This window comes from Mesorhizobium sp. YL-MeA3-2017, from assembly GCF_030814575.1.
GTDB classification, from domain to species: domain Bacteria; phylum Pseudomonadota; class Alphaproteobacteria; order Rhizobiales; family Rhizobiaceae; genus Mesorhizobium; species Mesorhizobium terrae.
Window position 1 is genome coordinate 1,891,627 of sequence record NZ_JAUSVH010000001.1, and the last position, 25,277, is coordinate 1,916,903.

The 25,277-nt window shown below is 60.7% G+C and carries 21 protein-coding genes; 16 read left to right on the forward strand and 5 right to left on the reverse strand.

Features of this window, described 5'->3' with window-relative positions; all coding sequences use genetic code 11:
* Window positions 1-2 precede the first annotated feature (2 nt).
* The 4 genes from QFZ88_RS08830 to QFZ88_RS08845 form a co-directional block, all read right to left on the reverse strand.
* Complete coding sequence (locus tag QFZ88_RS08830; RefSeq protein ID WP_024926953.1) at window positions 3-2,156, reverse strand: type I secretion system permease/ATPase; 2,154 nt, start codon at window positions 2,154-2,156, stop codon at window positions 3-5.
* A gap of 959 nt (window positions 2,157-3,115) precedes the next feature.
* Window positions 3,116-3,934, reverse strand: coding sequence for an IclR family transcriptional regulator (locus QFZ88_RS08835; protein WP_024926954.1), 819 nt, complete (start codon window positions 3,932-3,934; stop codon window positions 3,116-3,118).
* Window positions 3,935-4,095: 161 nt separating this feature from the next.
* Window positions 4,096-5,166 (reverse strand): Gfo/Idh/MocA family protein, encoded by a 1,071-nt coding sequence (locus QFZ88_RS08840; protein WP_024926955.1) that lies wholly within the window; start codon window positions 5,164-5,166, stop codon window positions 4,096-4,098.
* A complete protein-coding gene (locus tag QFZ88_RS08845; RefSeq protein WP_024926956.1) occupies window positions 5,163-5,612 on the reverse strand; it encodes a MaoC family dehydratase in 450 nt (149 codons plus the stop codon). Before QFZ88_RS08845 ends, QFZ88_RS08840 begins: the two co-directional genes overlap by 4 nt.
* Window positions 5,613-5,751: 139 nt before the next feature.
* Here QFZ88_RS08845 and QFZ88_RS08850 point away from each other — a divergent pair, with 139 nt between their 5' ends.
* From QFZ88_RS08850 to QFZ88_RS08925, 16 genes are all read left to right on the forward strand, one after another.
* Entirely contained in the window at window positions 5,752-6,321 is a 570-nt protein-coding gene (locus tag QFZ88_RS08850; protein WP_024926957.1) for a MaoC family dehydratase, read from the forward strand.
* Window positions 6,314-7,441, forward strand: coding sequence for an extracellular solute-binding protein (locus QFZ88_RS08855; protein ID WP_024926958.1), 1,128 nt, complete (start codon window positions 6,314-6,316; stop codon window positions 7,439-7,441). The genes QFZ88_RS08850 and QFZ88_RS08855 overlap by 8 nt, the downstream gene beginning before the upstream one ends.
* The gene (locus QFZ88_RS08860) at window positions 7,438-8,622 is read left to right on the forward strand and encodes a CaiB/BaiF CoA transferase family protein (protein WP_036255099.1); all 1,185 of its coding nucleotides are present in this window, start codon (window positions 7,438-7,440) and stop codon (window positions 8,620-8,622) included. Before QFZ88_RS08855 ends, QFZ88_RS08860 begins: the two co-directional genes overlap by 4 nt.
* 30 nt (window positions 8,623-8,652) lie before the next feature.
* Window positions 8,653-9,978 (forward strand): ABC transporter substrate-binding protein, encoded by a 1,326-nt coding sequence (locus QFZ88_RS08865; RefSeq protein ID WP_024926960.1) that lies wholly within the window; start codon window positions 8,653-8,655, stop codon window positions 9,976-9,978.
* Between the two features lie 156 nt (window positions 9,979-10,134).
* A complete protein-coding gene (locus tag QFZ88_RS08870) occupies window positions 10,135-10,974 on the forward strand; it encodes a carbohydrate ABC transporter permease (protein WP_051504896.1) in 840 nt (279 codons plus the stop codon).
* Between the two features lie 77 nt (window positions 10,975-11,051).
* Window positions 11,052-11,846: a carbohydrate ABC transporter permease gene (locus tag QFZ88_RS08875; protein WP_081766986.1), complete on the forward strand. Its 795-nt coding sequence runs from the start codon at window positions 11,052-11,054 to the stop codon at window positions 11,844-11,846.
* 4 nt (window positions 11,847-11,850) lie between these two features.
* Window positions 11,851-12,945, forward strand: a complete 1,095-nt coding sequence (locus QFZ88_RS08880) for an ABC transporter ATP-binding protein (RefSeq protein WP_024926963.1) — start codon at window positions 11,851-11,853, stop codon at window positions 12,943-12,945.
* On the forward strand, window positions 12,945-14,057 hold the full coding sequence (locus QFZ88_RS08885) for a mandelate racemase/muconate lactonizing enzyme family protein (protein WP_024926964.1): 1,113 nt from the start codon (window positions 12,945-12,947) through the stop codon (window positions 14,055-14,057). The genes QFZ88_RS08880 and QFZ88_RS08885 overlap by 1 nt, the downstream gene beginning before the upstream one ends.
* 1 nt (window position 14,058) lies before the next feature.
* Window positions 14,059-14,388, forward strand: coding sequence for an L-rhamnose mutarotase (locus tag QFZ88_RS08890; protein WP_024926965.1), 330 nt, complete (start codon window positions 14,059-14,061; stop codon window positions 14,386-14,388).
* On the forward strand, window positions 14,381-15,028 hold the full coding sequence (locus tag QFZ88_RS08895; protein ID WP_024926966.1) for an RraA family protein: 648 nt from the start codon (window positions 14,381-14,383) through the stop codon (window positions 15,026-15,028). The genes QFZ88_RS08890 and QFZ88_RS08895 overlap by 8 nt, the downstream gene beginning before the upstream one ends.
* Window positions 15,028-16,140 carry an enolase C-terminal domain-like protein gene (locus QFZ88_RS08900; RefSeq protein ID WP_024926967.1) on the forward strand — a complete coding sequence of 371 codons (1,113 nt, stop codon included), beginning with the start codon at window positions 15,028-15,030 and terminating at the stop codon, window positions 16,138-16,140. The genes QFZ88_RS08895 and QFZ88_RS08900 overlap by 1 nt, the downstream gene beginning before the upstream one ends.
* Window positions 16,141-16,142: 2 nt before the next feature.
* Complete coding sequence (locus QFZ88_RS08905) at window positions 16,143-16,457, forward strand: UxaA family hydrolase (RefSeq protein ID WP_024926968.1); 315 nt, start codon at window positions 16,143-16,145, stop codon at window positions 16,455-16,457.
* Entirely contained in the window at window positions 16,454-17,638 is a 1,185-nt protein-coding gene (locus QFZ88_RS08910) for a UxaA family hydrolase (RefSeq protein ID WP_024926969.1), read from the forward strand. The genes QFZ88_RS08905 and QFZ88_RS08910 overlap by 4 nt, the downstream gene beginning before the upstream one ends.
* Before the next feature lie 10 nt (window positions 17,639-17,648).
* Window positions 17,649-18,386 carry an SDR family oxidoreductase gene (locus tag QFZ88_RS08915; RefSeq protein ID WP_024926970.1) on the forward strand — a complete coding sequence of 246 codons (738 nt, stop codon included), beginning with the start codon at window positions 17,649-17,651 and terminating at the stop codon, window positions 18,384-18,386.
* A gap of 15 nt (window positions 18,387-18,401) precedes the next feature.
* The gene (locus QFZ88_RS08920) at window positions 18,402-19,244 is read left to right on the forward strand and encodes a fumarylacetoacetate hydrolase family protein (RefSeq protein ID WP_024926971.1); all 843 of its coding nucleotides are present in this window, start codon (window positions 18,402-18,404) and stop codon (window positions 19,242-19,244) included.
* Between the two features lie 24 nt (window positions 19,245-19,268).
* A complete protein-coding gene (locus QFZ88_RS08925) occupies window positions 19,269-20,108 on the forward strand; it encodes an amidohydrolase family protein (RefSeq protein ID WP_024926972.1) in 840 nt (279 codons plus the stop codon).
* Window positions 20,109-20,424: 316 nt separating this feature from the next.
* Here QFZ88_RS08925 and QFZ88_RS08930 read toward each other — a convergent pair whose 3' ends face one another.
* Window positions 20,425-24,966: an autotransporter domain-containing protein gene (locus QFZ88_RS08930; RefSeq protein ID WP_024926973.1), complete on the reverse strand. Its 4,542-nt coding sequence runs from the start codon at window positions 24,964-24,966 to the stop codon at window positions 20,425-20,427.
* Window positions 24,967-25,277: the final 311 nt, after the last annotated feature.

Below are 25,277 nucleotides of genomic sequence, written 5' to 3' on the forward strand. Positions count from 1 at the left end.
CCCTACTCCGCCGCTTCTGATAGCGTCCCGCCTTGCAGGCGGTAGAGTTGAGCGTAGCGGCCGTTCCTGGCGAGAAGCTCGCTATGGGTTCCCTGTTCGGTCAGGCGGCCAGCCTCGATGGTGATGATCCGGGTCGCATCCCTCAACGCCGCCAGCCGATGTGCTATTATGAAGACGGTGCGGCCTTGCGCCATCTTCTTCATGTTCTGTTGGATGACATATTCCGATTCATAGTCGAGCGCGCTGGTCGCCTCGTCGAAGATAAGGATGCGCGGATTGGTGACGAGCGCGCGGGCAATGGCGATGCGCTGGCGCTGGCCGCCGGAAAGGTTGGCGCCACGCTCTTCCAGCACCGTGTCGTAGCCGGACTTCAATTTGACGATGAACTCATGCGCGCCGGACAGCTTTGCCGCCTCGATGACCCGGTCAAGCGGCAGCGAGGGATCGGACAACGCGATGTTCTCGCGCACCGTGCGCCTGAACAGCACGTTCTCCTGCAAGACCACGCCGATCTGCCGGCGCAGGCTGCGCGGGTCGATGAGAGCCAGATCGACACCGTCGATCATGACACGACCGCGTTCGGGCACATGCAGGCGCTGCAACAATTTCGCGACCGTGCTCTTGCCGGAGCCGGATGGGCCAACAATGCCGACGATCTCGCCCGGCTCGACGGAGAACGACACGTCGCTCAGGATCTCGCGCTCGCCCGGCCGGTAGCGGAAGGAGACATGGTCGAAATTGGCCTGGCCGACGATCTTGCGCAGCGATCCCTGGCCGGCGCTGCCGGTGAGTTCCGCCGGCGCATTGAGGATATCGCCCAGCCGGTCAACGGAGATACGCACCTGCTGCAGGTCTTGCCACAGCTGCGCCAGCCGCAGCACCGGCCCGGAGACGCGCCCGGCCATGATGTTGAAGGCGACCAGCTGTCCAACCGTCATGTCACCCGCCAACACCGCCTTGGCACCGAACCACATCGTCAAGACGATGACGGCCTTGGAGATGAACTGGGCTGTGTTCGAGGCGATGTTGCCGAGGTTCGAGGTACGGAAACCGGACTGCACATAGCCGGCAAGCTGATCCTCCCAGCGCCGCTGCATCTGCGGCTCGACGGCCATAGCTTTCAGCGTTTCGACACCGACGATGGATTCAACCAGAAAGGTCTGGTTCTCAGCGCCGCGGTTGAAACGCTCTTCGATCCGCCTCCTGAACTCGGGCGTGACCAGAACCGACAAAAGCACATAGGCCGGGATCGAGCAGACGACGATCAAGGTCAGCCATGGGCTGTAGAGATACATCACAGCCAGGAACACAAAGAGAAAGAACACGTCGAGCAGCACGGTGAGCGCCGACCCGGTGAGAAACGCGCGGATGTTCTCCAGTTCGTGCACGCGGGCCACCGTCTGCCCGGTTTGGCGCGCCTCGAAATAGGCGATCGGCAACCCCAGGAGATGATTAAACAGCTTGGCACCCAACGCCACATCGATCCGGCTGGTCGTGTGTGTCGTCACATAAGTCCGCAAGCCGGTGAGCAGCACCTCGAACAACGACACCACGGAGAGGCCGATCACCAGCACTTCCAGCGTTGTCAGGCCGTTGTGGACCAGCACCTTGTCGATGACCAGCTGGAAGAAGATCGGCGAGATCAGGCCGAGCAATTGCACGAAGAACGAGGCAAGCAGCACTTCGGCGAAGACCCAGCGGTAACGGATCATCTCCGGAATGAACCAGGAGAAATCGAAGCGCCGGGCAAACCCGTCGGCAAAGGCACGACTGGTGATCAGGATGGCAAAGCCACTCCATCCCGCCTCGAATTCGCCTCGGGACAGTTCCTGCGCGGCACCGATCGCGGGATCCTGGATAAGCACCTTGTCGGCGGACAGCGCAGCCAAGATGGCAAAGCCGCCGCTTGCCTTCTCGACGATGACAGGCAGCGCCAGCCGATCCAGCCGTTTTGCCGCGGGGCGCACCACGCGCGACTTGAGTTTTAGGCGTTTGGCGGCTCTGACAATGTCCTCGCGGCCTGCTACATCGACAACCAGTCCAAGATCATGCCGGATGACATCGGCATCCGCTGGTCGCCGCAAATATTGCGCGATCAACGCCAAGCATACCACGCCCGTATCGACTGGAGCCGCATGCGGCTCGACACTGTTCACACGCCCGCCCCGCGCAACAGAAAGTTTCCTCACCGCCAACTTCTGCACTTTGAAGAAAGCGATGCAAGCATTGGCTGCAAACAAAAAGTGGAAATCAATTGTGAGGTGTTGCTAATACGATTGGGCCAGAGAAGTCCGATCATATCCTTGAGGAGTGGCAACCCCTTAACATGTCAACAGACAGGATCGAGCATTTGTAAATCCCGTCGACCGACCACACCCAAAAATGATTGTGAATCTATCGAATAGTCGGCGCGAACGGCTTCGACCAATCCTCCATCCCAACTAACCCAGATGGGATTCGAACCTGTCATCAACGACAGATCGGTAAAGATCGTCTTCCACTACTGATACTATCACCTTCCGCAACCATTCGTCGGGAGACAGCCCCAACGCCGCCAAAGCCCCTAATCGTGGCAGCGCTAGTGTCGTCGTGAAAGATTTTCTCGATTTCCGTCGACAAATGACCGCGACCGGTCAGGAAGCCAACAAAGCCGCATTTTGCATTTGATCAACGCGCAACAGCTAGCTGGGGAATTTTGTAGCGCTCTGTATGGTGGCGCTTAGGTTGCGGGCGCCATACCCGGGAAACTTAAAGATCGACGCAAATTGCATGTCTGCTAGAGCCGGGAACTGGCATGCAACCCACAATTCGGGCCGGCGGCTCATCCGTGTCGCAGTCATCAATTAGAGCCAAATAGCGCATCTAGATTGGGGCCGAGAGCGGACTGGCTGGTTTCGGGTGAGAACATCGAGAAAGCGGTCGTCCGGCCGCAATCTCTATCTTTCTGGGATAACTTTGCGCTCATCATGCGGGCATAAGCTTGCTGAAACTCAGGCATATCGGTGAGAGCCTGTCGCGAAAGCAGGAGGGAAAACCGCGCGATCTTCTAGCGTCATTTCTTGCTAATTCGTCGAAACGCCAGAAACAATAATGCAAGGAAGCCGCCTTTCACAACCTAAGGCGACGAGGGTGCTTCGCTTTCGGAAAACCGAGCCCCTCCCCCCAATAAGCGAGAGAGGTTTGCCGCAACGCCCAGAGTTAGCCGGCAACACGTATCGAAACTGGTATGCTCGCCATACCGTTCGATATAGGGGACCGTCAGCGCGGCGATGGCTTCGCCCGTGTAGTCGATAACCGGAGCCGAGATGTTGACCACGCCGCGGATCACGAAGCTGTCTACAACCTCATAGCCACGCTTTCGCACCTCCGCGAGGTCCTCGCGAAGACGCACTTCGCTCACATCTTCAGGTAGCGCTACCCGGTCGAACATGGCAGCGAGGGTCTCTTCGGGCTGAAACGCCATCATGACGCGACCAGATGATGCGCGCCAAAGATCGACCCGTGTTCCAAGGCGCACGGAAAGCACGTGCCTTGCCGGAGGATCGACCTGTGCTGCAATGAGCACCGCGTCTTCCGAAAGCACCGCCAAATGCACGGACTGATTGATTGCGATTGCCAACTCCCGCATTGCGGGGCCAGCCGCTGTTGAAAGTCTGCGAATGATCGACGTCTTGTGCGCAAGTTCGAACAGCTTCGTCGTCAGCACATTACGGTCGGACGTTCCGTCTTGAGCGATGTAACCTCGTGCCTCCAGGACAACCAACATGCGGAATATCTCGGAAACCGAGCGGTCGAGTTCCTTCGCGATCTCGGTTTGAGTCAAACCGCCTTCTGAAGATGCCAGCAGTTCCAGAATATCGAGCCCCTTTTCGAGCGCAGGGGCCGTGTAACGTGGGGATGATGCATCCGGATCGGAGATTGGCGGTCGATTCATTGTTGCCGGCTCCCAAAGCTCGGATCGCCAGCGGCTGGAGGTCTCCGGCACCGTTATACGGAAGCCGGCAGGTTGCGCCGCAAGAGAGGTCGATCCTTCTCCTAGTGTTTGTGACAATTCTCCAGCGAATCGCTGTTCGTCAAACCATATGGAGCGAAATGCTAGTTCAATTGAAGGGGGACGGGCGGACGCTCCATCGCATCGAAACAGGCTTCCACCAGCGCCATGGTTTCGAACGCGTCTTCAACGCCGGAGAACAAGCGGTCGTCTTCGCCCGCGTCGAAGCGCTGGACGTTGCGCATCGGTCCCATGAAGCTCTCAATGAACCAGCTTCCCGTTAGCGGCACCTGTCGCCATTCGCCGCCGTTCGGACAGAACCAAAGCTCGTCGGCTTCGCCACGTGGATAGTCGAAACAAACGCCGAGCTTGATCATCATGGTCGCCTCGGTTCCCTCGATACGAAACCATGCCGACTGGAATTTCCGCCCAGCCTGGTGATTGTGATTGATGCTCATCAGCCCGCGTCGCTGGTCACCCCAATCAAGCATGACACTGGTTCGCGTCTGAGCGAAACCCGGCGCCCGCGGGTCACCCATCGATCGTGCAAACACCCCTTTCGGCGTACCGAACAAGGCACGGATGCTGTCGAGGTAATGGATCGAGTGAACGAGTATCTCCACTCGATCCATCGTCAGCAAGAAGGGAAACAAGGTCCATGGTGTAAAGATGTTCGCATGCACTTCAATCTCCAGAAGATCGCCGATCAGGCCCTTCGCGATCGCCTGCCGCGCCGCCATCATCATCGGCGAAAACCGGAGCTGGAAATTGACCGCAGCCTTGAGCTTTCGCTCCCGGCACAGTGCCCGTATTTCTCTGGCGCCGGCGAGATCCAAGCCCATCGGCTTCTGGATCAGCACGGCGGCATGCTCGGGCAAATCCCGCAACACACTCAAGATCGCAACCGGCGGTACAGCCACATCGTAGACGCAAGTTGTCCCCAGCGCCGCAACGGCGGCCGCCACCGATCCATAGACCTTGCCGATGTCGTGGTCCGCGGCGAGCGCGCTGCGCCGGCCCGCGTCGAGATCGGTCACCGCGCACACTTTCAGTCCGGCCTGATTGTATGCGGGCAGATGAGCATCGCGTACGATGCCGCCAGCCCCGACAATCGTTATTGGCTTGGGGTTGTTCGGTGCCGGCCAATTCTGCTCGGAATGCTCGATCGATGTCATGGCGTACCCTCTTTCTTCACTAGGAGGATGTGTTCGCAGTACATCACCGTCTTGGCGTCCTGATTGGTCGTCTCGCATATCTCGACAACCTGTCCGTATCCCAACCGCTTCGGGTCGTCGGCCTTTCGGCCAATCGTGATCCTGGTTCTGAGCGTATCGCCTGCGAAAACCGGATTGGGGAAACGCAGCCGTTCGTAGCCATAGGTCATTGCATGCGGATTTATCTGGGTCGCGGTGAGACCGATGCCGATCGCAAACGTCATCGTTCCATGTGCGAGGCGCTGGCCGAAGGGCTGCCCCCGGCAAAACTCGGCGTCCATGTGGTGTGGAAAGAAATCGCCGGAGTGTCCGGCGTGAATGACGATATCGGCCTCTGTAATCGTGCGTCCGCCTGACTGACGCACGTCGCCGACCCTGTAGTCCTCGAAGTGCTGGGGGACTTCCATTGCTCTCTCCTTGATTTTTACAAATTTGATATATGAAAAAGAATTTGACAAGTGAAAATACGTCTGCGATGTGTTGCCCATCAAAAGCGGCCGCGCCTGCCACGAAGAGGGCAGACACCATCCTGGGAGGGAGATGCCGATGGCCGAAATCGGCGTTCGAGCCAGGGGATTACCCGGCCTGCCAAAAGAGCACGCCGCCATTCCTGTCTGGAATTCAGAGGACTGGTACTTCGAGGATTTTCAAGTCGGCGATCAAATAAGGTCGATCCGCCGTACGATCGCCGAAGGCGAGTCCATGCTGTTCAACAGCCTGGTCATGGACCATCACCCCTATGTCAGCGATGACATGTTCGCCAGGGAAGAAGGAGTGTTCGGGCGGCGGCTCGTGGCGGGCGCGTTCGTTTTCTCACTTGGCCTCGGACTGGCGGCAACGAACTGCTTGAATTCCTTCTCATACGGCTATGACCGCCTGCGCTTTATCAAGCCGGTGTTCATCGGGGACACAATCTACACGATCCGCAAGAACCTCCATAAGGAGGTTCACAATGAGACGATGGGCAAGCTCAGGGTCAGTTATTCGGTCTTCAAGAACGAAGGCGAGATTGCCCTCTACGCCGAACACCTTTTGACTGCATCCTACCGAAATCCGGCCGATTTTGCCGAAGAGGCCAGGAAAAGACAGAACCAGAAGGAGCCCGCGCGTGGCTGATCTGCGTGGGATGACCTGGGATCATTCGCGCGGCTTTGACCCGATGGTCGCCACCTCGCTCGACTATGCCAGACGGCATCCGGGTGTCAGCATTACCTGGGAAAAGCGAAGCCTTCAGGCCTTCGCCGACCGGCCTATCGCGGAAATGGCTGAAACCTACGATCTGATGGTGATCGACCATCCGCATGTTGGCGAGGTTGCCCAGCAAGGAAACCTGTTGCCGCTGGACGGCCTGCGCGACGATGAGATGGCGCGGCTCGCGGCGTGCTCGGTAGGCTTGTCGCATCCATCCTATCAATTTGCCGGACGGCAATGGGCTTTGGCGATCGATACAGCCACGCCGGTCGCTTGCCTGCGTCCTGACAGACTGAGGCAAGCCCCAGCACTGTGGCGCGAGGTGCTGGACCTTGCCCGTAAAGACGAGGTTGCGTTTGCCCTGGTTCCGATCAACGCGTTGATGACGTTCTTCGGCATCGCTCGAAATCTTGACTACCCGGTCGCTGAGACTGACGACGATCTGCTGGACCGGGAACATGCCGGGCATGTGCTTGAGCTGCTGGCCGAGATCGCGGGCCTGATGGACAAGCGCTGCCTGTCGCTTGACCCGATTGGCATCTATGAATGGATGGGCCGCGACGCAGATGGTCCCTCCTATTCGCCGTTCGGCTACGGCTATACAAACTATTCGCGGGACGGTTTTTGTCCCCATCTCCTGGTATTCCACGACGCGCCCGGTATTTCGCAGGCCACACCGAAAGGCACTGTCCTCGGCGGCACCGGCATCGCGGTGTCGGCCTTCAGCAAACACAAAGACATTGCGGTCGACTACGCCTTCTGGATTGCCGGAGGCGATTGCCAGCGTGGCCTTTTCACATCGAGTGGCGGTCAACCGGCTCACGCGGCCGCGTGGGATGACGACGTCTGCAACAACACGACAAGCGACTTCTTCAGGAATACGCGCCGGACGCTCGAGACGGCCTGGGTGCGTCCCCGCTACCATGGATACATGAAACTGCAGGATCGCGCAGGCGACATCGTCCACGCCTTCCTGCGCCGCGAAGCCGACAGCGCCGCGACAATAGCCTCACTTAACACCGCTTATCGGGAGTGCAGATCATGATGCTCCCCCTCGATGGCATCACGGTCATCGATTTTTCGCAGTTTTTGTCGGGGCCATTGGCCACCCTCAAGCTTGCGGACCTCGGCGCCAGGGTCATCAAGATCGAACGTCCGGGTACCGGCGATCTCTGCCGCACACTCTATCTCTCCGACACCGAGATCGGAGGGATGAACTCACTCTTCCAGGCGATCAACCGCAACAAGGACAGCTTTTCCGCCGATTTGCGTGACCCGGACGACCGGGCGCTCGTGCGCGGACTTATCGCGCAGGCTGATGTCGTGGTGCAGAATTTTCGACCGGGCGTGATCGAGCGACAAGGTTTCGGCTATGAAGACGTTCGCTCGATATCGCCGAACATCGTCTATGGCTCCATCTCCGGCTATGGCGAAGCCGGCCCATGGGTTGACCTTCCCGGGCAAGATCTGCTCGCCCAGGCCCGGTCCGGTTTGCTTTGGCTGACTGGCAGCGCGGACGACCCACCCACACCTATGGGGCTCGCCGCCGCGGACATCCTGGCGGGCAACGCGCTCGCCCAGGGCATTCTGGCCGGACTGGTCCGGAAAGCTCGAACCGGCAAGGGTGCGCAAGTGCAAACCAGCCTGCTGGAAGCTCTGCTCGACTTTCAGTTCGAAGTTCTGACCACCTATCTCAATGACGGCCGTCGAGCGCCCCATCGTTCGGCCGTCAACGGCGCCCATGCCTATCTGGGCGCACCTTATGGCGTATACCGCACCGCCGACGGCTGGTTCGCCATTGCCATGACCCCTTCTCTGGAGCGCTTGGCGACCCTCATGCAGGTTCCGGGCCTCGAGCGCTGGTATGGTGACGCCAAAGGCTTGATGCGCGATCGCGACGAGATCAAGCGCATACTTGCCAAGGCGATCGAGGCGAAGACGACAGCCTATTGGATCTCCATTCTGCAGCCTGCCGATATCTGGTGCGCGGAGGTTACCGACTGGCCTCGTTTGCTCGAGTCGGAAGCGTTCCGCCGGTTGTCGATGATCCAGAACCTGTCAGGACCTGGTGTGAGCCTGGAGACGCTGCGCGGCCCGCTCCGCATCGATGGCGAAGTCCTGACAAGCAGCAAACCCGCGCCCGAACTTGGAGCCGACAAGGCGCGCATCATCGAGGAATTTGGCCTGACGGCCGGATGCGGGCGCAGCAGGGAACAGCGCTCGTAACAACAACACAAACACGTTGAGGAGGAAATAATGTCGAACATGCTTGGAAAATTGGCTGTGGGGTTGCTCCTGCTTTGCGGTACGTCCGTGACGTCGGTGGCGCAGGATTACGGGTCCTTCCCAGGCTATACGCTTCGAGTGAAGCTGATCGGCGGTGCGCAGTACGAGCCGCTCTATGCCGAGATCCCGAAATGGGAGAAGGCGACCGGAGCCAAGGTCGAGATTCTCAGCCGAAAGAACCACTTCGAACTCGACCGAGAGATCAAGCAGGACATCGCCGCCGGCACGCTCAACTGGTGCGTCGGCTCGAACCACACCTCTTTCGCGCCGCAATACGGCGATATCTACATCGATCTCAAGACTGTGATCCCGGCAGACGTGCTGGCTCAGTTCGATCCACTGGCGATCAAAAACTCGACGGTCAACGGCTCGCTGGTCCAGCTGCCGCGCCATTCGGACGTATCCAATCTCTTCTACAAAAAGTCGCTGTACGAAGATCAGGCCAACAAGGATCGTTTCAAGGCCAAGTATGGCTACGACCTCGCGCCGCCTGAAACCTGGGACCAGGTGAAGGATCAGGCGATTTTCTTCACCAAGGCGCCTGACTTCTACGGCACCCAGTATGTCGGCAAGGATGAAGCGATTACAGGACGCTTCTACGAAATGCTTGTCGCCAACGGCGGCGCGCTGTTCGACGACAAGTGGAACCCTACCTTCAACTCGGAAGCGGGCGTCAAGACGGTCCAGTGGTTCAAGGACCTTTACGACGCCAAGGCGGTTCCCGCGGGCGTGATGAACTATCTGTGGGATGACACGGGTCTCGGCTTCGGCTCCGGCACGATTGCCATCAACCTCGATTGGGCCGGCTGGGCTTCCTATTTCAACGACCCGGCGAACTCCAAGATCGCTGGCGATGTCGGCCTCGTGCGGGCCCCGAAAGGTGCCGGCGGCAAGCGTACCGGTTGGGCGGGAAGCCACAGTTTCTCGATCACCAAGGGATGCGACAACAAGGCTGCCGCGGCATCGCTCATCACCTTCCTGACGGACCATGACCGTCAGATGATCGAAGCCCGCAAGGGCTTGCTGCCGACCCGCACGAAGGTGTGGGAGGACGTGACCGCCGAATTCAAGGCCAAGAACAATCCATTCATGGTCAAGGTCTTCGAGACCTACAAGGTTTCGATGTCGGAAGACGCTTTCACCCCGCCGCTGATCCAGCCCTGGATCGAAGTCTCCAACGAAATCTGGCCGCGCCTGCAAAAAGCCATTCTGGGCGAAATGACCCCGCAGGCAGCGCTCGACGAGGCGGCCAAGGAAGCGCGCCGCATCATGGAGGATGCCGGCTACATCAAGTAGCGGCCTATGGCTATCGGACGCCGGTTTTCCGGCCGGCGTCCTCCATCTTTCTTGAGGTTTGGAGGGTGTTTCGTGAGCAAGGCAAGCAAGGCGTTGCCATTCTGGCGTAGCGGGGCGTCCACACCCTTTCTGCTGCTCGCTCCGGCGCTGATCACAATGGCATTCGTGGTTCTCGTTCCGCTTGTCTTCTCACTTTACACGAGCTTCACCGGTTATCGCCTGGTCCGCCCCGAAACACTCTACACCGTCATTGGCTGGCGCAATTACGCTCGGGCCCTGACAGACTTCGATTTCTGGATCGCGTTCGGACGCACGATTTTGTTTCTGACGATCGCGATCAATCTGGAATTGCTGCTGGGGTTAGGCATTGCGCTTCTGATCAACAAGGTCACCTGGGGTCAGCGGACACTGCGAACAATCATGATGTTTCCCATGATGTTCTCGCCGATCCTCGTCGGCTTCCAGTTCAAGTTTATCTTCAACGACAATATCGGCATCTTGAACAACGCGCTGCTCGCTCTTGGGCTGATCGCGACGCCCCTGCCCTGGCTCGTGAACGGAGCGCTGGCAATGTTCTCGCTCGCCTTCGCAGAAATCTGGATGAGCACTTCGGTGTTCGCGATCCTGCTGCTGGCTGGCCTGTTCGCCATGCCCAGCGATCCGCTCGAGGCGGCGAAGGTTGACGGCTGCAATACGTGGCAGGTGTTCCGGCACATCACGCTGCCGTTCATCATGCCCTTCGCCTACATCGCAATGACCATTCGTTCGCTGGATGTGGCCCGTGCCTATGACATCGTCAAGGTGATGACCGGTGGTGGGCCTGCCGGCCGCACCGAGCTTCTGTGGACGATTATTGCCCGCGAAGGCTATGACAACGCGCGGATGGGGATGGCCAATTCGATGGCTTACATCTCCACCATCCTGTCGATCCTATTCACCTGGTATTTTTATCGGAAGCTGGTTTCCGCCCGCCGTTACATGGGAGGCGAGCAGTGAGCACGACCGAGACATTCCATCCTCCGATCAATCAGCGCTTGAAGTCCGCGGGCCTGTGGCTGGCCACTTTCCTGCTGATGATCATCATGTGCGTGCCGGGCCTCTGGGTGGTGCTTTCCGCGTTTCGGCCGAACAGTGAAATTCTGGCCAAGCCGCCGGTGTGGATTCCGCAGAACCTGACGCTGGACAATTTCCGCAAGATATTCGGCCTCGGCTCCGAACAGATCGGCTTGCCTGTCGGCAGCTACTTCATGAACTCCGTGATCATTGCGGCGACCTCGACGTTCATTGCCCTCGTGATCGGCATGGCCGGCGGCTATGCGTTTGCCCGTTATCGTTTCGCAGGCAAAGGCGGGATATTCCTCGGCCTGATGCTGTTCAGGGCTGTGCCGGGCATCGCCCTCTCCCTGCCGGTGTTCATGATCTGGTCGAAGCTTGGCCTGATCGACACGAAACTCGGTCTCGTCATCGTCTATGTAAGCCTCAACGTTCCCTTCACGATCTGGCTGATCGACGGCTTCTTCCGGCAGATCCCCCTGGCGCTTTCAGAGGCAGCACAGGTCGATGGATGCACCCGCTGGCAAGCCTTCTGGAAAATCGAGTTTCCGCTTGCACGTTCGGGCATCGCAGCAGCTGGCGTCTTCGCCTTCCTGACGTCTTGGAACGAATTCGCGCTCGCCAGTCAGCTCACGCGCTCAACAGATTCAAAGACGCTTCCGGTCGGCCTGCTCGACTTCACGGCTCAGTTCACGATCGATTGGGCAGGCATGTGTGCGATGGCCGTCATCATCATTATCCCGGCGCTCGCGCTGACTTTCCTTGTCCAAAAACATCTGATTGCCGGTCTGACATTCGGCGGCGTGAAAGGTTGATCCCATGGCTGAGATTGCTCTCAAGGGTGTGATGAAGGCCTATGGCAAATTCCTCGTTGTTCATGGCGTCGACCTGGACATTGCGCACGAGGAATTCGTCGTACTGGTCGGACCTTCGGGGTGCGGTAAATCCACCACCTTGCGAATGATCGCCGGGCTGGAGAACATTTCCGGCGGGACGATCTCGATCGGTGACCGCATCGTCAACGACCTGCCGCCGCGCAAGCGCAACATCTCCATGGTCTTCCAGAATTACGCGCTCTATCCGCACATGAATGTGCGGGAGAACCTGGGTTTCGGCTTGAAGATCGCCGGAATGGCCCCGGCAGAGGTCGAGCAGCGTGTGAACGAGGCGGCCGGCATCCTTTCGCTCTCCAGCCTGATGGATCGCACCCCCGCAGAACTCTCCGGCGGCCAGCGTCAGCGCGTCGCCATGGGGCGCGCCATCGTGCGCCATCCGGACGTATTCCTGTTCGACGAGCCACTGTCCAATCTCGATGCCAAGCTGCGCGGTCAGATGCGCGCCGAGATCAAGAAGCTTCATCAGAAGGTGAAAACGACCGTCGTCTACGTGACGCATGACCAGGTGGAGGCGATGACGCTCGCTGATCGTATCGTGGTCATGCGCGATGGCCGTATTGAGCAAGCAGGCGCGCCGATGGAGGTATTCAACCGGCCGCGCACCACTTTTGTCGCGACATTTATCGGCTCACCTCCCATGAACATGCTGCCAGGGAAGATTAACGCTGGCGCGGTGCAGCTTGCCGATGGCAGCTCCATTCCGATCCCGGAGAGGCTCAAAGCCAAGACCGAAACAGGCCAGGAAGTGGTGCTGGGCATCCGACCGGACGACATAAGCCCTGTCGGACATGGTCTCTCGCAGGATGGATCGGGAGCGACGCTGAGGCTCACTGTCGAGCTTTCGGAGCCGCTCGGCATGGAAAGCCTGCTCTATACACGCATTGCCGGTCAGGAAGTGCAGGCCAAGCTCTACGGTCCAAGGCTCGTCAAGCCGGGTGAGACCTTGGATTTCCGACTCGCGCTGGATCGTGCGCATCTGTTCGACACGACGAGCGGCCTCTCGCTGGAGGCCGCATAATGGCGCGGATCAAACGTGTCGAAATCCGCATGGTGGACCTTAAACCCAAGGTCCAACGCACCGACGCGATCCAGAGTTTCGTCAGCCAGGAGACCCCCTTCGTGGTCGTCACCGACGAGGATGGCGCGTTCGGCGTCGGATACAGCTACACCATCGGCACGGGTGGACCGGCCGTAGTCTCTCTCCTGAAGGAAACGCTCGCTCCGATGCTGATCGGTCGCGAGGCCGAAGAGATCGAGCGCATCTGGCGCGATCTCCTGTTCAAGACCCATGCGACGGCTGTCGGCGCGATAACGTCGCTGGCGCTGGCAGCCATCGATACAGCCTTGTGGGATTTGCGCTGCATGCGCGCCAGCCTGCCGCTCTGGCGGATGGCGGGGGGTGCCAAACCGAGCATAGATCTCTATTCGACCGAAGGCGGCTGGCTTCACATCGAAACAGCGGCGCTTGTCGACGACGCCCTGGCGGTCAAGGCGCAAGGGTTCGCCGGCTCCAAGATCAAGGTCGGGCGTCCCACACTGATGCAGGATTCCGAACGCCTTGCCGCAGTGCGTGCAGCGGTTGGTGACGATTACCGCCTGATGGTTGACGCCAATCAGGCGTTTCATTTCCATGAAGCTCTCATGCGATCCCGCATGCTGGCCGAGCATGGCGTATCATGGTTCGAAGAGCCTATGCCGGCCGACGATCTCGCCGGGCACATCAGGCTGGCGCAGCAATCGCCTGTGCCGATTGCAGTCGGCGAGAGCATGTATTCGCCAGGCCAATTTGCCGACTATCTGCGCATGGGCGCCTGCAGCATCGTGCAGGTGGATGTCGCGCGCGTCGGCGGAATAACGCCTTGGCTCAAGGTGGCGCATATGGCTGAGGCGATGAACGTCGCAGTATGCCCGCACTTCCTGATGGAGCTGCATGTCAGTCTCGTCTGCGCCATCCCGAACAGCTGGATGCTCGAGTACATCCCCCAACTCGACACGATTGCAGGCAATAGGCTGGATATTCGGGACGGCCGCGCGTTCCCGTCCGATGCGCCGGGCCTGGGTATCGATTGGGACATGCCGGCCATTGTCAGCCAGACTGTTGCCGGCAGTCATTCGGTTCACGGAGGCTGAGATGAAGCGGATGGGAATGGTCATCGCGCTGAAGCCGGAAACGGTTGCCGAATACAAGCGGCTTCATGCGGCGGTCTGGCCCGAAATCCTGGCCAAGATTTCCGACTGCCATATCACGAACTATTCGATCTTCCTCAGGGAACCGGAGAATCTGCTCTTCGGCTATTGGGAATATGTCGGCATCGATTTTGCGGCCGACGCCGCGAGAATGGCTGCCGATCCCCGCACCCAGGATTGGTGGAAGGTATGTATGCCCTGCCAGGAACCCCTTGCGACACGCAAGGACGGCGAATGGTGGGCGTCGATGGACGAGGTATTCCACCATGACTGAACTGAGGCAAAAACTCGAAAGCTGCTACACCAGCGTCCTGCATGATGTGATGCGCGGCGCAGGCTTGCGCAACTTCACCTTGCCGCCAAGAATACGCGCCCTCAGCCCCGAAGGCGTTCTGACGGGACCCGCCTTCACAATCGAAGGTCGGATCGACGAGACCGCCAGCGCGCACGAAACACTGCTTGCTTGGACGGGCCTGCTTTCCAAGGCAAAGCCCGGGCACATCTGGATCAGCCAACCGCACAATCACATCATTGCTCAGATGGGCGAGCTTTCCGCCGAGACGCTCAAAGCCAAGGGCGTGCTTGGCTGTGTGGTCGACGGCGCGCTGCGTGACACGAATTTTATCCTGCGATTGGGGTTTCCCTGTTGGGGTACCCACAACACGCCGCGCGACGTCGTCGGGATGTGGATGCCGACGGCAACCGAAGTCCCAATCCTCATCGACGACGTCCTCATCCGGCCTGGCGATTGGCTGCATGGTGATCGCGACGGAATGATCGTCATCGCGCATGAGCGGCTAGATGAGATCGCCGAAGCGGGCGTAGCAGCCATGAGCAAGGAGAGCCTCGTGCGCAAAGCCATCCTTTCAGGCATGGACCCACAGCAGGCCTATCTGCAGCATGGAAAATTCTGATGCAGATCGTGGCGCTCGACGTTCGCGGTTGCAAGGTTCCGGAGCGGTTTGCCTCTGTGACGAGCCTCGCGAGTGGCTCCACCGGAAATATGCAGTGTCTCGTCTACACGGTGCATACCGATGACGGCCGCAGCGCGTCCTGTTTTGGCTTCGGTGGAAAGTCGGTTCGCGGTGCCGGCGTTCTTGCAGCAGATGTGTTGAGGCCGTTTCTGGTCGGCCGAAATGTCCACGAACGGGAAGCACTTTGGCACGACCGGCGCAAAGCGGACCGCTGGTGGGATCTTCTGCCCGTCTACAGCTGGGGTCCGGTTGACTGCTGCCTGTGGTTGCTCTCGGCACAGGCTGCGGGTTTGCCGCTCTACCGGTATCTGGGAGCAGCGCGCCGCGACGTCCCGGTCTACGCCTCGTCCTTGCTCCTGCCTGACGCCGCGGCCTACGCGGCCGAGGCGCTGGAGGTGAAGCGCGCCGGCTTGCGCGGCTACAAGCTGCATCCACCCTGCCGGTCGGTCGAAGAGGATATCGAGATCCACGAGGCCGTTCGTCAGGCCGTCGGCGACGATTTCGCGTTGATGTCGGACCCGGTTGAGCCGAGCTATGGATTCGAGGGGGCGCTGAGACTTGGACGCGCTCTTGAGGAACTCGGCTACCTCTGGCTTGAGGAGCCCGTTCCCGACGAAGCCGTCGGAGCGCTTGCCGAACTTACCCGCATCCTAGACATCCCCGTCATCGGTGGCGAAATTCTGGCAAAGCACCCCTATTCGCTCGCCGACTATGCCGCTCGCCGCGTCGTGGACGGCCTGCGGGCAGACGTCTCATGGTCCGGGGGAATAACCGGGGCCCTGAAAACCGCCCATCTCGCCGAGGCATTCCATATGCCTTGTGAGTTTCACACAACGATCTTCCATCCTCTCGAGATCGTGAACCTTCATTTGTGCGGCGCGGTGCGCGGCTGCGGATGGTTGGAAGTTCTCTGGCCGATGCAGCAGTTTTCCTTCGGCCTGAAGGGTGACCTGCCCATCCGCGACGGCATAGCGACCATGCCGGAGCTGCCCGGCATGGGGATGGATCTCGATTGGGACGCCATAGACGACGCGACTTTTGAGGTGTTCTGACCATGACCGGCTCAAAAGAAAACGACCCACGCCTCTTGCTGCTCGCCCCCAATGATAGTGTGTTCGTTCTGCGCGATCAGATCGAGGCGGGAGAGAGCATTCTCGTCGAGGGGAAGCGCGTGACAACCGCCCACCGCCTCGGCCTTGGTCAGAAGATCGCGCGCAAACCGGTGGGGATCGGGGAGAAAGTGCTCAAATACAACGCCCCGATCGGATCGGCGACTGCGCGGATCGAGGTTGGCGATCATGTTCATCTTCACAATCTCAAGAGCGACTACACGGCAACCCACGCCTTGAACAAAGGAGACGGAGCATGAGGGGCTGGCTGCGCGCGGACGGCCGCAAGGGCATCAGGAACGTTGTTGCGGTGGCCTATCTGGTGGAATGCGCCCACCATGTTTCGAAGAAGATCGCCGAAGCCGCGCCCGACGATGCGCATCTGATTGGCTTCCCCGGATGCTACCCCAATCCTTATGCCCAGAAGATGATGGAACGGCTTTGCACACATCCCAACGTGGGCGCTGTCCTGCTCGTTAGTTTGGGTTGCGAGAGCTTCAATCGGTTCGCGTTGAGGGAAGTCATTGAGACGTCAGGCCGCCCGGTGCACACGCTGGTCATCCAGCAGAACGGCGGCACGCGCGCCACGATCGCCGCAGGCGTGGAATGGGTGAAGGAGCAAGCAGGCAGACTGACGTTGGAGCCAACAGTCCCGATGGATGTCAGCGAGCTGATCGTCGGGACCGTGTGCGGCGGATCGGATGGCACATCAGGCATTACCGGCAATCCGGCCGCGGGTATCGCATTCGATATGTTGGTGTCGAACGGGGCCGCGTGCATCTTCGAGGAAACGGGTGAACTGATCGGTTGCGAGGACATCATGTCGTCGCGCGCGGCGACACTTGAACTCGGCGATATCCTACGCGAAAGCATCGGCAAGGCCGCACGCTATTATGCGACGCTCGGTTATGGCAGCTTTGCCTCCGGCAATGCCGATGGCGGTCTTTCCACGATCGAGGAGAAGTCGCTCGGCGCTTACATGAAATCCGGACAATCGATGATCTCCGGCTTGATCAAACCGGGTGACATTCCACCGAAAGGCGGCCTCTATCTGATGGATGTCGTGCCGGACGGTGAGGTCCGCTTCGGCTTCCCCAATATTTCCGACAACGCCGAGATCGTGGAAATGATGGCGTCCGGTGCCCATTGCACCTTGTTCGTGACAGGTCGGGGGTCGGTTGTCGGCTCTGCCATTTCACCGGTCATCAAGATTGCGGCCAACCCGCATATGTATGCGCGCCTCTCCGAGGACATGGACGTCAATGCAGGGCGCGTCTTGACCGGCGAAGCGACACTGCAGGAGATCGGCAAGGAAATCTACGACCTCGTCCTAGCGCTGGCTTCGGGAGCCAAGTCCAAATCGGAGGAGCTCGGACATCGCGAATTCATCCTCACTTACAAGCAGTTCGAGCCAATCGGGCCGTCTTGCCTGCCGATCTGAAGGAGAAATCATGCCCCGTCTCAAAGGCAAGACCGCGCTGATCACCGCTGCCGGTCAGGGGATCGGCCGGGCGACCGCCATCGCCATGGCGCGCGAGGGGGCGCGCGTGTTCGCGACCGATATCAGCGAAAGCGCCCTCGCTACACTTTCGGAGTCAGGGGTTGAGCAGCGCCTTCTCAACGTCCGGGACACCGACGCCATCGCCAGAATTGCCGATGAACTCGGAGCCGTCGACATCCTGTTCAACTGCGCGGGCTTCGTTGCCAACGGAACCATTCTGGATTGCGACGAGGATCAATGGGCCTTCAGCATAGACCTCAACCTGACGGCCATGTTCCGCATGTGCAAGGCGTTCTTGCCCGGCATGATCGACAAGGGGAGCGGATCGATCATCAACATGTCCTCTGTCGCATCGAGCGTGATCGCCGCGCCGAACCGCTTTGTTTATGGCGCGACAAAGGCGGGCGTTATCGGACTGACCAAGTCAATCGCTGCCGATTTCATCACCAAGGGTATCCGCTGCAACGCGATCTGCCCCGGAACGGTCGAAAGCCCTTCGCTCGAAGAGCGCCTGCGTGCCACTGGCGACTACGACGCGGCAAAGGACGCATTCATTGCGCGTCAGCCCATCGGCCGGATCGGCAAAGCCGAGGAGATAGCGGCGCTGGTCGTCTATCTCGCCAGCGACGAAAGTTCATACACGACCGGGGTCGCGCATGTGATTGACGGCGGATGGTCAAACACCTGACGGGAAGGAATGGATATGAAGCTGTTGCGATTTGGACCGCCAGGCACCGAAAAGCCCGGTATCCTGGGGCATGACGGAGTCATTCGCGATCTCAGCGACATCATTCCGGATATTTCCGGCGATGTGCTTTCCGACGGCAGCCTCGCAAGGATCGGGTCGGCCAATTTGGGCGTGCTTCCAGCCGTCGATGCTGGTGTCCGTCTGGGGCCCTGCGTGGCGGGAACCGGAAAATTCATCTGCATCGGCCTCAACTATGCCGATCACGCTGCGGAATCCGGAATGCAGGTTCCCCCCGAACCTGTCATCTTCATGAAGGCGACAAGTGCGATCTGCGGACCGAACGACCCCATCGTCATCCCTCGCGGTTCCGAGAAGACAGACTGGGAAGTCGAGCTGGCCGTCATCATCGGCAAGAAGGCGAAATACGTCTCAGAGGCCGATGCGATGGATTACGTTGCCGGATATGCCGTCACCAACGACGTCAGCGAGCGCGCCTTCCAGATTGAGCGTTCGGGACAATGGACCAAGGGCAAGAGCTGCGACAATTTCGGCCAGATTGGCCCCTGGCTCGTCACCCGCGACGAGGTGGCGGACCCACAGAACCTCGACATGTGGCTGAAGGTCAATGGCGCGACGATGCAGAATGGCTCGTCACGGACGATGGTCTACGGCGTCGGGTTTCTTGTCAGCTACCTCAGCCAGTTCATGAGCCTGCATCCCGGCGACGTTATTTCCACCGGGACCCCTCCCGGTGTGGGACTGGGTCAAAAGCCTCCGAGATACCTCAAAGCCGGCGATGTGGTCGAATTGGGAATCGCTGGCCTTGGCCGGCAGCGCCAAGACGTGATCGCCGATTGATTTTCGTCACAAGGATTTGGCGCCATGCAATTGATCGACACCCACCAACACCTCATCTATCGCGACCAACTGGGCTACGGCTGGACCAACGGCATCCCGGCACTTGCTTCCGGCAACTTCACGCGGTCTGACTATGGCGAACTGACGCGCGGCGATGACGTCATCGGAACGGTGTTCATGGAAACCGGCGTCGATGACGCCGACTACCAGAAGGAGGCAAGGTTCGTCGCCTCGCTCGTCGGCGGCGATGGCCTCTTGGCGCAGGTCGCTTCATGTCGTCCGGAGATAGACGAAGGGTTCGACGCCTGGCTCGACGAATGCGATCGGCTATCCGTCGCCGGTTTTCGACGGATCCTCCATGTTGTCGACGATGAGATGTCGCGCTCCGAAACATTCCGTAAGAACCTGCGCAAGATCGGTCGCAAGGACCTGGCGTTCGACATGTGTTTTCTCGCGCGTCAGTTGCCTATCGCGGCGGACCTTGCCAAAGCCTGCCCGGACCAGCGTTTCGTGCTGGACCATTGCGGCGTTCCCGATATTGCCGGCGATGCATTCTCAGTATGGGCTGACGCAATTTCGGAAGTGGCTCGCTCCCCGAATGTGAGCGTGAAGCTGTCGGGTGTGACGGCCTATTGTACTCCAGGCACTGCGAATGTCGAAACCTTGCGACGCTGGATCGATCATATCGTTCAAGTCTTTACGCCGGCACGGATCGTGTGGGGCGGCGATTGGCCGGTCGTCAATCTCGGGTCCGGACTACCGGCCTGGATCGAAATCACCAAAGAACTGCTGGCAGACCTCTCGGCTGACGAACAGGCAGCGATCGGCACAGGCAATGCCCGACGCATTTATCGGTTATCCTGACTGCGGTCCGAAACCTTCTCGCTGGAGTGACCTCCTCGACCGTTCTTAGCGTGGCTTGCCCTCCATTTAGATCTCCGGCGATGTCCGCTTTACGCGGTTGTGAAACTGGCTCCAGAGACCGAGAAGGGTGGGGACCGGCCGTCAACGTGACAGCGCCCCCACACGATCCAGCGCTGTGGCGAAGCCCGGCAACAAGATCCAGAGCGGAGCAGCGGCGCCACCACTGGAAGGTGATCCCGGAATCGAGCGCCAGGCCGAATGGTAGGGCGGTGTATCTGAGAGAGAGACCCTCTTTCGGATTGCCGGCGGTCCTCCGTCAGAACTTGACGTTAAAGTTTGCCTTGACGGACTGGTCGGACATGCCAGAGCCGAACTGCCCGCCATAGGTGACGCCGAGCGTGGCGGCGGGTGTCAGCGCGAAGTCGAGGCCGGCCTCGATCACGGCCGCGTTACGGGCGATCGGAACGCCGCCGATCGAGAAGGCATTGCCGCCGCCGGCGAAGCGCATCGTCGAGAACGGGGTGACGTCGCCGAAGGCATGACGCCAGCCGAGCATGCCCCGCGCCGTCGTATTGACGTCGCCCATCGTGAACGCTGTCGAGGCGCGCAGGCCCAGCGTCGTGAAGGTCGCGTCGCTGGTGGCGCGCTGGCTGCTCAGCGCGGCCGCCCCGCCCTGCTCGGTGAAGCCGTCGGTATGGACGCTGACATAGGCAAGGTTGGCGAACGGTTCGAAACGGGCAGCACCGGCCGTGATTCCATAGCCGAGCTCGCCGAAGACTTGCGCGGTCGCAGCATTGTAGTTGCCCTTCAGACTGTCGCCGAAGCCGGGGAAGATCACGTTCCGCGAGGTCGAGATGTCGTGCCAAGTGTAGGCCGCGGCGGTGCGGAAGGCGAGATCGCCCCAGGTGGTGCCGCCATAGAAGCCGACATGGTAGTTGTCGCTCGCGCCGGAGGAGCGGCGATCCTTCAAATCGAAGTCAGTGCGGCTGTAGCCGGCGACCGCGCCAAAGCGCCAGGTCTCGAAGACAGGAGTGTCGGCGCCGATGAAGAAGCCGCCTGTCTTGCGGTTGAGACGCGCGGCATTGCCGTCACTGTCGGTGTGGCCCCAGGAGCCAAAACCCTGGCCCCAGACCGCGAGGCGATCGGTCGTGGCCGGAGCCATCCCCCGCTGGCCGTCATAGGTCGCGACTGCGGCTTCTGAGGCGCCGATCGTACCGAAGGCGGCGCGCAGGCGATCGTTGACGGCATTGCGGACGAAGCGGCTGTCCTCGATCAACGCCGTGCGAGCCGAAGGATGGATCTCACCCGAGAGCTGGTCGAAGGCGTATTGCGCGGCTGCGTCGGTCGGAAGCCAGGCAACAGCCGTGTAGACAGGATCGCCGATGCCCAGGCTCTCCGCCCCGCCGCCAGTCGCGATCTGGTTCGGGGTCAGCCCAGCCGAGGTGAAGGATTTGGTCTGCGCCACGTCGAGATAGACGTGGGTCGGGTCGTAGCTGTCGACGAGGCCGATAAAGGCCGAGAGCTTGGTGTTGCCGGTGAGCGTATAGGTCCCACTGACGCCACCATTGGCCTGCAGCACTGTGTAGTGCGTGCCAATGACATAGGGCGCTGCGTCGAGCTTGATCATATCGAGGAGCGCGCCATTGCCAATCGTCGCCGCGCCGGTCGCATTGATGCGATCGGACTGGCCGGTCGAGGTCAGCTCGACCTGGTAGGTCGAGCCGGCGGCCTGGGTGAGGTTGCCGTTGATCGTCAGCGTGCCGATCGAGTTGCCCGGGCCGATGATGCCGCCGGCATTGGCGACGACGCTGCCAGCCGTCCCATTGCCGCCGAGGATACCGCTGCCCGAGACTGTGACCGCTGAATTGGCGATCGAACCGTTCACGGCCAGGCGGCCACGGGTCACATAGGTGGCGCCGGTGAAGCCGCTGGAATCGGCAGTCAGGTTTGTGTTGCCGGCGATCTGGTTGATCGTGCCGGCGCCGCTGATCCCCGGCGCGAAGATGTAGTTCGTGTCGGTGTGGTTGAAGTTGATCGTGCCGGTGCCCGAGCCAAACACGACGGACGTGGCGCTCAGCGTGCCGGCGCCCGTAGCAGCCGACCCTGACGCACCGCCGATGTTCAGCGTGCCCACCGAGCCGGGCTGCAGGGCGATCATGGCGACACCGCCCGTCGACACAGTACCTCCGTTGGCGATCGTCAGCGTGCCCGTACCGCCAGCGCCGACAAACAGACCCGAGCTATTGGCCCAGGTGGAGCCTGCCCCGTCGACTGTCGCCGAACCGATCGAGCCCAGATTGACGCCCAGATAGCCGGTTGTGCTGCTGACCTTGCCGCCGTTGGAAACGATCAACGTGGCTGAGCCGTCGAAGCCGATGCCAAGGGAGCCGGTATTGGCCCAGGCGGAGCCGGCGCCATCGACCGTCGCCTTGCCGTTGGAGCCTTGATTGACGCCCAGAAAACCCACGTCGTTGTTGACCGTGCCGCCATTTGAAACGGTCAATGTGCCCGAGCCGTCGAGGCCGACGGCAAGGCTGCCGCTGCTGGTCCAGGTAGAACCCGCGCCGTCGACCGTCGCCGAACCAATGGAGCCCTGTTTGACGCCGAGGAAGCCGGTCGTATTGCTGACTTTGCCGCCGTTGGAAACGATCAACGAGCCGGTGCCGTCGATGCCGACGCTAAGGGAGCCGCTGCTGGTCCAGGTCGAACCTGCGCCATCAACTGTCGCCGTGCCGTTAGAGCCCGCGGCATCGCCCACGTAGCCGGAAGAACTGGTGACGGCGCCGCCGCTCCGGATATTGAGCGTGCCCGCGCCGTCGCGGCCCACAAAAAGGGCGCCGCTGTTGGTCCAGAACGATCCCGCACCCGTGACCGTCGCCACGCCCGAAGATCCGGCGCTGAAGCCGATATCACCTTCATCGCTGATCGCGCCGCCGCCGCCGCTGATCGTCATGCTGCCGTTGCCGCCGGCCCCAACGAACAGGCGCTGAGTTGCTGTCCAGAGCGAACCTGCCCCATCGATCGTCACCGTACCGGTGGCGCCCGCGATCGCGCCGATGATGCCGGCATCGCCGCTGGCCTTGCCGCCATTGGTGATGCTCAACGTCCCGACGCTCGATGTGCCGACTGCGATGCCGGTCAGTGTGTTCCAAGCCGAACCGGCGCCGTCGATCGTCACGGTTCCCGCGGAACCTGTGCCATAGGCGAGATATCCAATGTTGCTGGTGACGACACCGCCATTGGTGATTTTCACGTCGCCCGCGCCGTCGTAGCCGACATACAGATTGCCGGCGTTGCTCCATGACGAGCCGGCGCCTGTGACCGTTACCGTTCCGGCGCCACCAGCGGCGAAACCCACATAGCCAGTGTCGTTGCCAACCATGCCGCCGCTCGTAATCGTCACCGTACCGATGGCCTGGATACCGACAGCAAGGGTCCCACCGTTGCTCACCGCACCACCGTTCGAAACCGTCAGCGTGCCGGCGCCCTGGACGCCGACACCAAGGCCCCCTGCATTGGTCCATGTCGACCCGGCGCCGTCGACAGTCGCGGTGCCGGTGGAACCGGCGAGGTTGCCGATATAGCCGTTGGAGCCGGCGCTCACCGTGCCGCCGCCCTGGATGTTCAGCGTTCCCGCGCCCGAATGACCGACAACGACGTCCGTGTTGTTGTTCCAGGTCGAGCCGGCGCCTGTGACCGTCATCGTGCCGGCAGAGCCGGTCAGAAAACCCAAATAGCCGGTGTCGTTCTTCACCGCGCCGCCACTCGAAATCGTCACCGTGCCCGTGCCGAGGGTGCCAACAACAAGGTTTCCACCGTTGTTCACCGCGCCGCCGTTGGAAACCGTCAACGTGCCGATGCCTCCATAGCCGACAGCAAGGCCTCCTCCATTGGTCCATGTCGAGCCGGCGCCGTCGACCGTGGCCGTGCCCGTGGAGCCGGCGAAATTGCCGATGTAGCCGTTGGAGCCGGCGCTCACCGTGCCGCCGCCCTGGATGCTCAGCGTTCCTGTGCCGGAATAGCCGACCGTGACGTCTGAGCTGGTGGTCCAGCTCGAACCGGCGCCTGTGACGGTTACCGAGCCGGCCGAACCGGCGTCGTATCCCACATAGCCGGTGTCGTTGCTCACCGCGCCGCCGTTGGCGATGGCGAGCTTACCTTGGCCGCCTTTGCCGACAACAAGGGCTCCGCCGATGCCCCAGGTCGTGCCGGCGCCATCGACGAGGGTCGTGCCTGTGGAGCCGGTGAGGTCGCCGACAATGCCAATGACGCTATTCACCGTCCCAGCATTGAGAATGTTGAGCGTGCCGTCGCCGGCTCGGCCGACGGTCAAGCCGCCGTTATTTGCCCAGGTCGAGCCCACCCCGTCGACCGTCACCGTGCCGATTGAACCGGCGAGGTAGCCGACCCAGCCCGCAGCATTGCTCACCGTAGCGCCGTTCGAAATGGTCAACGCAGCCGTGCCTGCCAGGCCGACGTTGAAGTCGCCAACATTGGTCCAGGTCGAGCCTGCGCCGTCAACGGATCCGATGCCATGGGACCCTGCTTGCACCCCGAGATAGCCGAAGTAGCTGCTAACTGCGCCACCGTTCGAGATAGTGAGTGTGCCGGCGCCGTAACTGCCGACTCTGATATCCTGCCCGACAGTCCAGGCCGAACCTGCGCCGGTGATCATCACCGTGCCCGTCGCCGTGGCGGCTTTGCCGATCTCACCGATGGTGCTGCTGACCGTGCCGCCATTGGAGATCGTCAATGCACCTGTGGTGAGCGAGCCGCTACCTAGATAAAGATACAGCGCTGCGGCATTTGCCGCATTCACAACCGTCGGATTCGGCGTGACGGTGTCGATCGTAACCACGTCCGCCGCTGTCGGGACGGCGGAAGTGCTCCAGTTTCCGGCTGTAAACCAGTCGGTGGATGTCGCACCCGTCCAATCGGCCGCTCTGGCAGCATCAGGCAAGGCCAGTCCAGCCGATAGCGCCATCGCGAAAACGGAGGCCGACGACAGAAGGCGGCGAGCACCGAGCGCCCCCGGCCCGAGAGACTTCAAATATGATGCCTTGTGGATCCCGAGACTATCCATGCGAATGTAAACCCCCAAATTCAACAACAGCTTGGCTTCGTGTTCGGAGCTATTGCATCGGGTTTCGAAATGGTCTTGCCCTGTAC

What these genes read in the sequence shown, in the direction of transcription:
- QFZ88_RS08905 (WP_024926968.1), top strand. Translation starts at nt 16,143, where the DNA reads ATGACCGGCTCAAAAGAAAACGACCCACGCCTCTTGCTGCTCGCCCCC.
- QFZ88_RS08890 (WP_024926965.1), top strand. Translation starts at nt 14,059, where the DNA reads ATGAAGCGGATGGGAATGGTCATCGCGCTGAAGCCGGAAACGGTTGCC.
- QFZ88_RS08915 (WP_024926970.1), top strand. Translation starts at nt 17,649, where the DNA reads ATGCCCCGTCTCAAAGGCAAGACCGCGCTGATCACCGCTGCCGGTCAG.
- QFZ88_RS08840 (WP_024926955.1), bottom strand. Translation starts at nt 5,166, where the DNA reads ATGACATCGATCGAGCATTCCGAGCAGAATTGGCCGGCACCGAACAAC.
- QFZ88_RS08900 (WP_024926967.1), top strand. Translation starts at nt 15,028, where the DNA reads ATGCAGATCGTGGCGCTCGACGTTCGCGGTTGCAAGGTTCCGGAGCGG.
- QFZ88_RS08860 (WP_036255099.1), top strand. Translation starts at nt 7,438, where the DNA reads ATGATGCTCCCCCTCGATGGCATCACGGTCATCGATTTTTCGCAGTTT.
- QFZ88_RS08875 (WP_081766986.1), top strand. Translation starts at nt 11,052, where the DNA reads ATGATCATCATGTGCGTGCCGGGCCTCTGGGTGGTGCTTTCCGCGTTT.
- QFZ88_RS08910 (WP_024926969.1), top strand. Translation starts at nt 16,454, where the DNA reads ATGAGGGGCTGGCTGCGCGCGGACGGCCGCAAGGGCATCAGGAACGTT.
- QFZ88_RS08835 (WP_024926954.1), bottom strand. Translation starts at nt 3,934, where the DNA reads ATGAATCGACCGCCAATCTCCGATCCGGATGCATCATCCCCACGTTAC.
- QFZ88_RS08920 (WP_024926971.1), top strand. Translation starts at nt 18,402, where the DNA reads ATGAAGCTGTTGCGATTTGGACCGCCAGGCACCGAAAAGCCCGGTATC.
- QFZ88_RS08880 (WP_024926963.1), top strand. Translation starts at nt 11,851, where the DNA reads ATGGCTGAGATTGCTCTCAAGGGTGTGATGAAGGCCTATGGCAAATTC.
- QFZ88_RS08925 (WP_024926972.1), top strand. Translation starts at nt 19,269, where the DNA reads ATGCAATTGATCGACACCCACCAACACCTCATCTATCGCGACCAACTG.
- QFZ88_RS08865 (WP_024926960.1), top strand. Translation starts at nt 8,653, where the DNA reads ATGTCGAACATGCTTGGAAAATTGGCTGTGGGGTTGCTCCTGCTTTGC.
- QFZ88_RS08845 (WP_024926956.1), bottom strand. Translation starts at nt 5,612, where the DNA reads ATGGAAGTCCCCCAGCACTTCGAGGACTACAGGGTCGGCGACGTGCGT.
- QFZ88_RS08870 (WP_051504896.1), top strand. Translation starts at nt 10,135, where the DNA reads ATGGCATTCGTGGTTCTCGTTCCGCTTGTCTTCTCACTTTACACGAGC.
- QFZ88_RS08885 (WP_024926964.1), top strand. Translation starts at nt 12,945, where the DNA reads ATGGCGCGGATCAAACGTGTCGAAATCCGCATGGTGGACCTTAAACCC.
- QFZ88_RS08850 (WP_024926957.1), top strand. Translation starts at nt 5,752, where the DNA reads ATGGCCGAAATCGGCGTTCGAGCCAGGGGATTACCCGGCCTGCCAAAA.
- QFZ88_RS08895 (WP_024926966.1), top strand. Translation starts at nt 14,381, where the DNA reads ATGACTGAACTGAGGCAAAAACTCGAAAGCTGCTACACCAGCGTCCTG.